Below are 14,285 nucleotides of genomic sequence, written 5' to 3' on the forward strand. Positions count from 1 at the left end.
CAACAATATTAGATGTAGTATTTATAATTACAGCATATTATGATTAATCTTATTTCAAGCCATAAGGAGAGAACGTAGGATGAAAGGATTAAATAGTAGTGTGCGGTTGATCGTAGTAGTCAGTCTTTTGACTCAGTTGTTATTTTCTGCTTTGGGTCATGTATCAGTCGCTTATGGGGAATCAAATGAAGGGTTACGCTATAACCGAATTGCCAATCCGGGGAATTTCACGTTGTTTGTGAAGACGAACGGAACGGTGAGCGTTGTAGGTAGAGGGGATTACGTCTTGGGAACGGGGGTTGCAAGTACAACCAATTACTCCGTTCTTAATGAAATTCCTAACTTGTCCAATGTTAAGGAAATTTCTGCGAATACGAGCAGTGCCTTTGCTTTGCTTAATGATGGAACGGTAAAAGCATGGGGATCGAATAGCTGTACATTGGGTGCAATCAATTCAACATCTGCAAGTCCAGTTACCTTTCCACAGTTAGAGGGGATAAAACGAATTGCTGTTGGTGGTAACTTTGCCGCAGCATTGACTGAGAGTGGAACAGTTGTCACTTGGGGGTGCAACAACTACGGACAACTAGGCCTTGGAAATACAAGCAATTCTCCTTACCCTAAAACAGTTCCTAACCTTTCAGATGTAGCGGACATTGCGGTAGGTACAGACTTTATGCTTGCCAAAATGAATGATGGATCGGTTAAGTCCTGGGGGAATTTTAGCAACGGCCAACTTGGAATCGGGAATATAACAGTAAGCCAGACATCACCTGTAGAAGTAGCAGGCCTTACAAATGTAAAAGAAATTACGACGGGCTCCAATTTCTCATTTGCCGTTCTTATTGATGGATCAGTCATGGGCTGGGGATACAATTTGAATGGGCAGTTGGGAACAGGGACAACTACCGCAGTTAACTCTCCTGCTAAAATAACAGATTTATCCAACGTTGATTATATTGCTGCTGGAATTAATCATACATGGGCATCCACTACTAATGGGGACATCTATGTATGGGGGAATAATTCTTCCAGTCAATTGGGTATCAAATCGACGTTAGTCACCAATCAATTAACACCAAAATTATTTCAGCAATTAGGTTCTATTAACTCTATATATCTAGGAAGTAACACAAGTTTTGTTACCGATCAGAACAATCAGACTTGGGCCCTTGGCTTGAATAACTATTCCCAGTTGGGTCTCGAGGACAAGGTTGCCAAGGATACCCTTACAATGATCAATGATCTTAATGTATCAGGCGCTAACTTGGAAATCGATGTATTAAGTCGTGATTTATCCATGTTCAGCAGTCCCTTTACTGCTACTTCACACATGCTTGCAAACGATAAACTATACAGTTGGGGGAAAAACACTAACCCTGTTATAGACCCGGATGTTGCGGGTGACCTATCATCTCCTCGAATGATTACGAGAGTAGGGGATGTTAAGCAAATTACTTATGGAGAAGATTTTGCGTTAGCTTTAACCAAGGACGGTAAAGTGAAGTCGTGGGGAGTCAATACGAGCGGGCAACTGGGCTTGGGCGATACGATAAACAGGACTGATCCTACAACGATTTCAGGTTTAACAGGTGTCAAGAAGCTCGTTGCTGCTTCTGGATTTGCTGTGGCATTGATGCAGGATGGAACCGTCGCCACATGGGGGAGGAATACTTCAGCTCAGTTAGGCCAAGGGGATTTGACAAACCGAACAACACCTAAGCTAATTCCCAATCTTCAAGGCGTAAAAGATATTACAGCTGGTATTAACTTTGTAGTCGCATTAATGGAGAACGGGTCTGTATGGGTATGGGGTGGCAATGAGTTTGGTCAACTTGGTCTTGGCAACTTTGAGAATCGCAGTATACCTACTGAACTGACAAGTGTAACGGGTGTAAAAGAAATTGCATCCGGGTTTTATCATGTCATTGTTCTTAAAGAGGATGGATTGTTGCAAGTATGGGGAAGAAATAATAATGGTCAGTTGGGGCTAGGAAATAGTGTTGCTGTATTAAAGCCAACTCCACTTCCTATTAACGTGTCAATCAATCAGGTTGCCGTAACAGCCTATTCCTCCTATGTATTAACTCAGGAGGGGAAAATTTTATCTTGGGGATTAAACTCATCGGGTGAACTGGGGCATGGGGACACTGCTTCAAGAACAACCCCTGTTGAAATTATGTCTACAGGAGATCGGTTTTCTTCCATCATTACTGGCAGAACGCATTTAATTGCGATCAGTAAAGATGGAAGCATAAGAATGGCTGGTAATAATGCTAATGGTCAGTTGGGATTGGGTGATACCGCTAACCGTAATAAGCTAACCGTCTTATACGGCAATACAAAGTCGGTGCAAGATATCATTACGGATGGCAATAACACATTTATTCTTTTTGAAGATGGTACTGTTTGGGGAACAGGCAGAAATAATTCTGGTTACTTGGGGGTTGGCGATGCGGTTAGTAGAACCAACTTCGTGCCGATTAATGGACTTAGTAATGTTCAGAAGATAGCTCTAGGCTCCAATTTTGTTCTGGCATTGCTGAAAAACGGAACGGTTATGTCATGGGGCCTTAACGAATCTGGACAACTTGGGAATGGTACAACTATTGCTTCTACTAAGCCAGTACTTATCTCTACTGCTTCTTTAAGCAATGTAAAAGATATTTTTGTCAAAGGTACCTTCGCTATGGCCTTATTAAAAGATGGTACGGTCAAGTCATGGGGTTCTAATAGCAATGGTCAGCTTGGTCTCGGCGATAATACGAATAAGCTTACACCTACTTTGGTCAATATTACTGGCGTTAAAGAAATTGCGTTAGGAGAAAATTTCACACTTGCCTTATTGAATAGCGGTCTTATTAAAGGTTGGGGTTATAACAGTCTATACAGCCTGGGTACAGGAAATACGACTTCCTATAATACCCCTGTTGATGTTCCAAACCTGGCAGATGTAGCAAGTATATATACAGATGGATATTCCAGTTTTGCTTTATTGAACGATGGCACTGTAAGTGCTTGGGGGCAAAATGATCTTTATCAGCTAGGAGTAAATAATACTTCATCCGTTACTAAACCTACACAAATCGCCAATCTATCATCAGTCAAATCACTAGTTGTCAATGGTAAGTCTGTATTTGCGATATTAAATGATGGAACCTTAAAAGCATGGGGAAACAATGTGAATGGCAAGTTGGGGTTGCAATCAACAGCACACACTTTTTCTCCGACAACGGTGCCTAATCTATCCAATGTCAGTTCGGTATCGGTAAGTGATCAGCACGTACTAGCGGTAGATTCCAAAGGAGCATTATACGCTTGGGGCAGTAATGGATTCGGCCAACTGGGTACAGGGGACAGAATTAATCTAAATTCTCCTCAGAAAATGATTCATTCAGAAGTATCTCTTATTAAATTGGCGCCTAATCAGTCATATGCCATTATTAGTGGTCGTTTGAATGTGTGGGGGTTGTATGCCAATAGTTTGGGTCTGGGCTCAACGGGTTCAACAGCTAATCGTTTAAAACCAGAGATTGTGAAGAACGTAGAGGAATGGAGAGTTTTACCTCAAGAATCATACGGTCTAAAAATCAAATATAAGGCGGGGGCAAGCTTAACGATTCGCTCTTATATGGATTCTAATACATCTATATCAGAGGCTGTTACTATATCTATGCCATCTGATACACATACAATCTCGTTTCCGGTAAATGTGAAAGATTTGAAGGAAGGTCAACATACAATCCGATTTGAAGTCACAGATGGATTAATAGTTGCTCAGCAAACTATAAGTGTATGGATATATGACAGCTCCCTAATCCCATCCATGATTACCGAGACAACAAACACAACCATAAAAGTGACAGAAAATATAGCAGGCAACAACAAAAATTTTGCTTCAAGTCCAATTCGTTTCTCAGCCAATAATATAACGACTTCTTGGTTTACCGATCGCTCCACCTTGTCGAATAGAGTTATCTCCTCAGCAATTGGCAAGCTAGGCGGGAATGGAACCAAAGGAATTGTTGTAACAGCAAATGGGAAATGGATCGTGCCAATCTACTACAGCGCTACGAATGAAGTTAGATTTTATATGTCGGCTAATCAAGGGCAGAATTGGACTATACTGTGCACTCTGTCTGGACTTACTTCTAATGCCGCGATCACAACCGTAGGTAATAAAGTATTTGGTATCGTGCGAAAAAATGCGAATGAAATAGCTGGTTTCTCATTTGACGTTGATAAACAAACAAATGTGAATATAGCTTCTTTGCTGAAAAGCGTTGATTTCAATCAAACGGACATTCCTGCTGCCAATAACGTTGCAATAGTGGCAAAGGATGATGCCGTACATGCGGCATGGGTGAGCAAAAATAGTCAATATCCTTATGCATACAATATTCGTTACGCCAAAATAGCTGAAGATGGCTCAGCGCTGACCGCTATTGAGCAGGTGACTACTAGTACCAGCAGCTACGATGTATTTAGCAATCCGTCTATGATAATCAACAATAGTGGAATACCTGTCCTTTTTTATGACTACCAAAATACTAACAATAATAGCTATTCCGTTTATGTAGCCAATAGAGTGAATTCAGCGTGGCAACAGAAGAACCTGGAGCCTATCAGCAGTTATTGGACTGGGGATGTCAATGCAGCTGTAGACAAGAACAACGATGTGCATATCGTTTGGACTAAACGAACTAGCGACGGATACAATCATATTTTTTACACCAAACAAAATACGAATGGCGTCTATTCCCCTATCGTGGATTTGACAGCAGGCTTAACTACTTACAACCAACAGCAGCCTACGCTTACGGTCGGACAGAATAACGATGTATTTCTCTACTTCTCTGGCATTGACCCGACATTAAGCACTACAAATTACAATATAAGAATGAGGATGTTGAGCAACGAAACATGGTCGGTCATGAAGACAATTACAGCAAATACGGCGAGTGATGCAACTGCACCTGCTGTTATTAGCAATGCTTTGCTGCCTTATCCTGGAGATCCAATTGTTGTATTTGAGCATACAAGCAGCGGGGTTTTAGTATCAGGTTCTATGCAGAGGGATGATTATTCTTACACCTTCGCTAATCTCACGCCAAATACGAAATATAAAGTAAAGCTGGAAGTGAGAAATATGGATGGAGCGGTCACGTCTATCACGAAGGATGTATACACAAAGGCAACAACACCAGTTCTAACCTCTTCTCCTTTTTCAGATGGAACTGTGGAGTTCACCGTTACAGACAATAACCCTGGAACAACAAAATACCAGCTGAAAGCTGGGAATAAATATGTAAGTGCCGAAGGGACTCTTACGGCGTATCCTACCTGGATTACATTGAATAATAAAAAGGTGAAAGTGAAAGGACTTGCTGCTGGCAAATCCTATCGTTTCCAAGCACAAGCAATCAATGAGGAAGAGGAAGAAACCTCCCTCTCCAACACTATTCAAATTGGACCGCCTCCAGCACCTCCAGCTACTCCAACTGGGGTAAAAGCAACAACAACGAATAGTACAATTGTTGTTACCTGGAATGCTGTTCCGGAAGCAACTTCTTATCAAATCGAAATGAATAACATGCTCATTTCCGTTGGTAACACACTTAGTTATACAAGTCAGCTGTTAGCTCCAAACACAGTCAACTCTTTCCGAGTAAGATCGGAGCGAGATGGAATTTATGGGGCTTGGACGGAACTAACCAGTGTACGTACATCCATGATTCCTCCTGAGAAACCAGCATTAGTCAGTGCAACTGCATCAAGCAAATCTGTTACTGTCACATGGAATTCTGTAAGTGATGCATTAAGATATGATTTGTTATGGGACGGTGTCATTATTGCTTTAGGAAAAACGACTACCTACCAAGTAAAAGATCTTGTACCGGGAACAAAGCATACTTTCCAAATTCGCTCAGTCAGTGGAGGCGGTAATAGCGGATGGAGTGCGGTTCAAACCGTTGATACGAAGGTGGCAGCACCATCAACAGTTCTTGTACTGACAGTAGATACGCAGGATACCTCCGTTCAATTAAGTTGGACAGAAGACGTGGATGCATCCGGCTATGAGATAGAAGCAGATGGCCTGCTTATAAGAACTGGCAAGCTCAATTACATTGAGATTAAGGGACTAACGCCTCATACCAATCATCAGTATAGAGTCCATGCCGTTAATGAAATCGGAAGCGGTAATTGGAGTCAGATGGCGGAGGCAACGACATATCTGCTCAAGGCGCCAGGGAATATCACGGATACTTCAGAAGAAACTTCAATTGAATATAATTGGATGGCATCGCCAAATGCGACTAGCTACGATGTGGAATTTGACAATCAAATACATTCGGTTCAAACAACCACATTTAAGGCAACAGGACTCTTGATCGAATCAAACCATAAGTTAAGAGTTCGTGCTAGTAATGCAACGGGAAAGAGTGCTTGGTCTGAAGTAAACTACTCTTCAACTTTGCCTCAAAGACCGATTGTTCCTAGCCAAATTAATGTTATTCCAAATAATAACTCTGTGTATCTATCATGGGGTCAAGTTGCTGGGAGCACTGGCTACGATATTGAGCTTGACGGAATAGTTGTAGTAGACGCATTTAATGAGACTAGTTATACAGACACTGAACTGGAAACTTTCAGCCTTCATACGTACCGGATTCGTTCCCGAAATGACGCAATTGCAGGGGAATGGAGTCCTCTTGTTACTGTTCGTACATTACCAGATAAACCTGGATTAGTGTCTGGAGTTGTAATCAACTCTACCAATAACATTGCGAATGTTACTTGGAAGCCTGATCCGACTGCAACGGGGTACGATATTGAGGTAGATGGAAAAGTTAGTAACATAGGACTAAAAACGTCTTATAAACACCACAGAGTAGCACCTGGCTCTGAGCATAAATATCGCATCCGCATGCGCAATTTAGTTGGAGTTGGAGAATGGTCTGACTTAATCGTAAATAACACACTCACCGCACGTTTGACAAAAGGGCAATCCGTCGACCTGGGGCTTACCGCTTCTAACGTTACTGATTTTAGCAGGTACACTCTAATGGTGAACTATGATCCCAATGCAATTGAAATACTGGATCTTTCTACCATGACGGGTAAACCGGAATTATCGCCTGGAAAGATTGAGGGAACGGATATCACGATTACACAGTTTACGCCTGGTTCGATTACCTTTGTGTGTGATAAAACGATTCTGAATGGAGAAAGCTGGAGCGGCATCATCAACAGTATTAAGATGAAGGCCAAAGTAAACGGTGGATCATCCTTAACCTACACGGTATTTGTCAAATAATATCCCTATTAATCAGGAGGCTAATATGAACAGGATTTATCGTTGGATTTCAGTGCTGCTTATTGTAACGATGAGTATTACAAGCACTTTAAGTGACATTAGTACCAGCCATGCTAGCGGTACTTCAGTAGTCAATGCCAATAAAAATGAGACGCTTATGAAGCAAGACAATATCTCTATAATAGAAGCATTCAAAAACGAGCAGGAGAGCAACCGAATTAACACAAGAAGTGTTAATGGTTTAGATTCAGGCACAGTCGTATCGCCAACCAATAAAATGGCAGATCATGACGATCCCCAGCTGAGACGAGTCCTGACATCTTCTGCATTCAAAGAACTGTTGTCCAACACAGGAAATGTCCCTAAATCATTACCTGCAGTAGCGGTTAGTCAGTCGTTGCAAGAGATGATTCATTTTGGCGAGGATGGCGTTTCTGTTTCCACAGGAAACTTTTCCAAAACCATGGTGGATTTGAGCTATGCTTTTGCAGGATTTACCGTGAACATGAGTCGTACTTATAATTCAAAAGATCAGCCTGGCGGTCGTTTTGGCTTAGGATGGACGTTTGGTTTCGAAGGCAGTCTCACCGATGATGGAAAACTTGTTGTCGTGAAGTTGCCAAATGGCGGGGCACAAATGTTTCAGAATCTTGGCAACGGTACTTATGGAGCGAATGACTCCCACAGTAAATTAGTTAAACAAAATGACGGCACCTTTGTTTTGACCACCAAGGACCAATACAGCTACGGCTTTAATAAGAATCAATGGATTTCGTGGATGGCTGATGCGAATGGAAATAAAATTACAATCGACGTTGATAGCCTTGGAAAAGTTAAAAAGATTACTGATGCAGTTGGACGTGTGACAACAGTTGATTACAACGTTAACGATCGGATCGTTTCCATTACTGATCCGATGAAGCGGATCGTACGTTATGAATACAATGCTGCAAATCTATTATCTAAGGTCATTGACCCGAGTGGTCAGATTATCAGCTATTATGAATACGATCCATCTGGACTGCTTATTAGTATCAAGAATAGCAAGCAGGAAGTGCAGAATTCTGTTGCATATGATGCTAAAAAGAAGGTTATCAGGCACATTAATGCTTGGGGAAATATAGATACCTATAGCTACGGTGATTTATATACCAAAATTACAAATACAGAAGGCCATGTAACGGAGAAGTGGTTTGACAAAGCTTTTTATGTCGTAAAATCGAAGGACCCAGACGGGGGTATTACGACAGTCGTTTACAACTTAGATAGCGAGAAATTTAATCAGTACGGAGAAATTGAAACCATTACAGATCCGTACGGAAATAAATGGAATTATACTTATGATGAGAATGGTAATATTACATCTATTACTGAACCAAGCGGTGGGATTTCGGGATATTCCTATAACGACAAGAATAATTTGATTTCAGAAAAAGACCCATCCGGTAACATAACACTGTACATTTACGATAGCTCCGGTATTCGTCTGTTAAAGAAAATGGAGACACTCGACAAAGAGAAAATAGAGACACCCGATCATTTTTCTATAACAGAGTACAACTATTATGTCTCTAGTGAGATGGATCAGCTAGGGTATAAAATTAATGGTTTGCTAAAGTCAGAAGTAAATCCTGAGGGCAATGCGACCACTTATACCTATGATAAGTATGGTTATTTGTCTTCTATCATTGATCCCGAAGGTAACAAGACGATTAAAAATAGCAACCAACTAGGTTGGGAAACGGCAACCATATCGCCTCTCGGTCATCGAACGGACAATACTTACGATTCCAATGGTCGATTGCTGCGGGTTATGGGGCCAGTGGGAGATGTTACCCGCTACATTTATAACGCTGACGGCCAGAAGATTCAGGAAATCGAGCCTCAGCTTTATACGGAAGAAAGTGACGGGCTGAATGCCTCAAATCCGTCAAATAGTTATACGGACACGCTTGGGGGAACACGCTATACCTACGATGCGGGCGGCAAGGTAAAGTCGCAAATTGATCCCAAAGGAAATGTCACAGTATTTAAGTATGATAAAAATGGGAATCAAGTTACAAAGGTTTTGCCTAATGGAGCAATCTATGAGTACGAGTACGATACGCTAAATCGTGTAAAACAGGAATCTTTCCGTGCCTATAAGGAAGCGTCAGTTGTACAGCTCAAAAAGTATGATTACCCACTGTCAACTGATGGTAAAAAGAAAAAAATCATGACAACATATGTTAATGAAACAGAGCAAGCAGTTACGACTACCGTTCGTGATTTTGCAGACCGAGTCGTGGAAAAGGTTGATCCAGACGGCGGTGTGACAACGACGGACTATAATCCGGATGGAACGGTTAATTCAGAAACCGATCCAATGGGTTTTACGGCATATTACAAGTATGATGGTCTTGGTCGTGAGATAGGGAAATGGCAGCCTATCGAAAACGGCAAATATATGTATATGGGACAAATTTACGATCTAGCAAGCAATGTAGTAGAAAAGCACACTGGAAGGGATCAGACTAGCCAATTTAAAGTTCCCGTCGATGATAGGCTAGCCAAAAACAAGTTTATCTATGATAAGAACGGGCGCGTGACCATTGAGACTGACAGCGCCGGACTAAAGCGTGTGACGACTTACAATAAGGATGGTTTTAAAGCTTCCGAGAGCATTTATACTTCAGACAAAAGTGTAAATATGACGGAGTATGTGTCGAATCCTTATGGCAAGACATTGAAAAAAATGGTTCACGTAACAGCCGGTGAACTGTCCGATTATCCAGTAACAGATAAGCGAATCTTAAAGCTGACGACCCTGTATTCCTATGATTTGAACGGAAATTTGATTCAAGAGATCATGCCAGATGGGAGATTAACGAATTATAGTTATGATCTCTTAAATCATCAGACCGCTGTCTCCAAACAGGGGCTCAATGAAAATAATCTGCCGGTCATGATTACTAGCAACAAACAGTATGATTGGAATGGTAATGTTTTATCGGAGACAGATGAGCGCGGCGGAACATCGGTAAATGAGTATGACGAGCGTGGACTGCTTATCAAGCAGACGGATGCACTTGGGAATGTTCAACTGTTTGATTATGATCGCGGTGGCAGGAAGACGATTCAGGTCATGCCGATTAATGTACAACCTAGTCGGAACTTAACGGAAATGAATCGGACAGAATTCCTCTATGATTTGTCTGGTCGTGTGAAGCTGCAGACGGAACTATTTCAGGAGCAGATCCTAAATATAGCAACAGGGGTATTCACACCAACGAATGTAAGTCGTGTGGTGAAAGCTTATCAGTATGATCTAAAAGGAAATGTGATAAAGGAGCTTTCTGGAGAAGGCTATTTGGCTGGAACGGGAACAGGTCCTAATGAAAAAATCCGAAGCGGCTACGGCACAATTAGTAAATATAATGCCAATGGTCAGATAAGTATGAAACTCGACCCGACCGGACAATTGCATAACAACAAGTATACGACAAAATACGATTATGACGGTCTTGGACGACTTACACGTGAGACTGATATCGATGGCATTATTAATTTTACCTATTACGACGATGCAGGAAGAGTAACGTCTAAGACAGTGCGTAAGGCTGCCGACGACATAGAGCTAACGCTGGAATCGTATACCTATGATAAGGCAGGTCGTCAGCAAACGAAGGTAGACGGCAATGGTAATGTTGAAAGATATGAGTATAATGCTTTTAACAAAGTTCGAAGAGTAATCTATCCATCTGATAAGTCTGTTGAGGAGTGGAAGATCGAGTTTCAGTATGATGTCATGGGTAATCAAACTAAAAAGTTCGATAACTTAGGCAGAATTGATCTTTATACCTATGACCAGGAAGGTAGAGAGCTCTCACACACCATCAAGACTGACAAACCAGGGAACTCGATCACAACACGGACGGCTTATGATGTCAAAGGAAATAAGCGTTTTGAAATCGATGCTAATGGGAATAAGACAGAGTATACCTACGATTTGCTGAACCGAATGATCAGTAAAAAAACGCAAGTATCTGGTGTTTCCGGGTTTAGCCAAAGTGCGCTAATCACGAAAACGACGACCTATGAATATGACAAGAATAGTAATAAGACAAAGGAAACAGATTGGCTTGGCAACAAAACAACCTACGATTATGATACTTTAAACCGTCAGTATCAGACCAGGAATGCCGACTCTATTGTTATTGAGAAACTGGCATACAACGGGGACAGCTCACAAGTTGTCTCGATGGATGCGCTGAATCAAGTTACCCAATATGAATATGACCGCAATCAACGCAAAATCACAACGACAGATGGAGAAGGTTCCATTAGTCGGGAAGAATTTAATGATGCAGGCTTGCTTGTGGCCAAAATTGATGGCAAAGGAAACCGTACAGAATTTACTTACGACGCTGCTGATCAGTTGATACGGGTGAGGAATGCTCTTGGGGAAAATACGGAGTATTCTTATGATTTGAGCGGTAATATGATTAGTCAGGTAGATGGGGCAGGTAATCTATCATTATTTGAATACAATGCAAGGAACAAGATGTCGCGTCGGATAGATCCAGGTGGCGTGACACAGGATCCGAAGGGTATTCTCGTCTACAACGACAGTAAGTTGGAGAGTTACACTTATTTTGCTGATGGGAGCATGAAGTCCAAGAACGATCGGAACGGCAACACGACTAACTATGCCTATGATTATAGGGGACTTCTGTTATCGGAGAGTATTCTAAAACCGGGCGAGCTTTCACCATCAAAGGAAAATCAAATTATCTATACGTATGACCCGAACGGAAATGAGTTGTCCATGACAGATGCTTCCGGGAGGACATCGAAATCATACGACGAAGAAAATCGAGTAACCAGTAAATCTGTTCCTGGCCTTGGAACGGTATCTTATGCCTACGATAAAACGGCTGCATTAACAACAGGTTATGTCGCAGAGATGTTAACCGATGTGAAGGGCAATACTACTGAGAAGCAGTATGACAAGATGGGACGATTGTATAGAGTCTTGTCGAATAAAGTTTTAACGGCAACCTACGATTATTATATCAATGGCAACCGTAAGACTTTGACTACACCGGGTTCCTTAACGACCCAGTACTCTTACTATAAGAACAACTTGCTTAAAAAGTTGGATAACTTAAAGAGCAACAGCGTTCAGGACAGCTACTCCTATACGTACGATGAAGCGAAGAATCAGATTTCGAAAATAGAAATCGTTCAAGGAGCAGCTAAAGGGACAACCCAATTTAGCTATGATGCACTTAATCGTCTATCGAAAGTGGTTGAACCGTCAGGCAAAACAACCGAATATACTTTTGATGAATCTGGCAATCGCAAAAATGAGGTCATTGTACAGGGAAAAAGCATTCATGCTACGAAGTATCATTATGACATTCAGAATCGATTAACGTACACGTCCAATGTCGATCAGTCCGGGAAGACTGTCGAAGTCCGATATCATTATGATAGTAACGGAAACATGGTGCGGGTAAGCACTGAATCACGAGCATTGTCAGATCCAGCTAATCAACCGGATGCAACATTTGGTATGTTTATTCCGGGTCAGCCCAATTTGAACGAACGCATATCCGATATTGTTAGCGGCACCATGACGTACGAGTACAATAATTGGAATCAACTGGCGACCTCTCTAGGCAATGAGACCATTAAGTATAAATATAATGGTGATGGCTATCGAGTAGAGAAAGTCGTAGGCAGTCAAGTTACCCGATATTTGTATGAAGGCGATAAAGTTGTGCTTGAACTTAATGAGAAGTCTGAAGTAAAGGCGCAAAATATTTACGGAACGCAGCTAGTATCTAGGAAGATGGCCGAGGAGCAAGTATACTATTGGTATAATGGTCATGGCGATGTTACGAGCTTGCGAGACACAACGGGACTGCTTAGAACCGCCTATGATTATGATGTCTTTGGCAACCCTGTTGCTTCTGCAACAAAGTATTTTAATGCAGCGGGGCAGTTGACGACAAGTACGGGTAAGATTGACAGCCCGATACGTTATGCAGGCTATCAGTATGACAGTGAGACAGGGCTCTACTATTTAAATGCCCGCTATTACGATTCCAGCATCGCTCGCTTCCTAACTGAGGATACCTATCGTGGAGATCCAAAGGATCCCCTTAGCTTAAATCTGTATGCTTACGTTAAAAATGAGCCCGTGATGTATGATGATCCTACCGGACATTTCTTCAATATTGCTGCTGCAGCAATAGGAGCGGCGGCAGGAGCCATTATTGGCGCCGGCTTTGAAATGGCGAGGGATGCCGCGAAAGGTCAGCTGTCCAAGAAAAATTGGAAGAAATATGCGGGGGCTGCTGCCTCAGGTGCGATAACAGGATTAACTGCCGGATTAACTGGCGGTGCCTCACTTGTTGCAAATATTGGCGTGCGTGCCGGAACCGGCTATGCTAGCAGCGCTGCAGAGCAATACATCACGACGGGTAAGGTCAATCAAAAGCAAGCACTGAAGAGTAGCGTGCAGAGTCTGGCTACTTATGGAGCAAGCAAGGCGACTAATAAGCTTAAGGTGTCTTCTGGTGGTAATGGGGGGCGGGGTCAATCTCAGGGGAAGCGTAATCCTGTACCTACTGAACCGGGTGGTGGAAGTAACCCTAATAGTTTTGTTAATGAGCATGCTAAAAAGCATATTTACGACCCGAAAAAACCTTCTACACAGAATAGGTCACAATATGGAGAAAATGTTGATGTCCGAAAACTAAGAGATGGTACCATGAAAAATCCAGACAAAGCATATTCTAATTGGCCTGGTAATCCTAGTAATCCTAATAAGCACAGAATTACAAAATACTACAAGGAGTATGATGGGAATATTAGTACTCCAAATACTCCGACGGGAAGTCATAGAGTGTTTGATAACTTAGACGATCCTAAAAGTAGTTCTCACTTCCCGTATGTTCCAAGAAAACCTAAATCATAG

General features: G+C 41.9%; 2 protein-coding genes. Both read left to right on the forward strand.

The genetic code is table 11. From position 1 onward, the window contains the following. Nucleotides 1-79: 79 nt before the first annotated feature. The gene (locus DX130_RS00640) at nucleotides 80-7,318 is read left to right on the forward strand and encodes an RCC1 domain-containing protein (RefSeq protein WP_116042031.1); all 7,239 of its coding nucleotides are present in this window, start codon (nucleotides 80-82) and stop codon (nucleotides 7,316-7,318) included. A gap of 25 nt (nucleotides 7,319-7,343) precedes the next feature. Beyond that, nucleotides 7,344-14,285 carry an RHS repeat-associated core domain-containing protein gene (locus DX130_RS00645; protein ID WP_116042033.1) on the forward strand — a complete coding sequence of 2,314 codons (6,942 nt, stop codon included), beginning with the start codon at nucleotides 7,344-7,346 and terminating at the stop codon, nucleotides 14,283-14,285.

It is taken from the genome of Paenibacillus paeoniae (genome assembly GCF_003388735.1).
Lineage (GTDB): Bacteria > Bacillota > Bacilli > Paenibacillales > Paenibacillaceae > Pristimantibacillus > Pristimantibacillus paeoniae.

Excerpts from the sequence above, each read along its gene's own strand:
- DX130_RS00640 (WP_116042031.1), top strand. The coding sequence starts at position 80 with ATGAAAGGATTAAATAGTAGTGTGCGGTTGATCGTAGTAGTCAGTCTT.
- DX130_RS00645 (WP_116042033.1), top strand. The coding sequence starts at position 7,344 with ATGAACAGGATTTATCGTTGGATTTCAGTGCTGCTTATTGTAACGATG.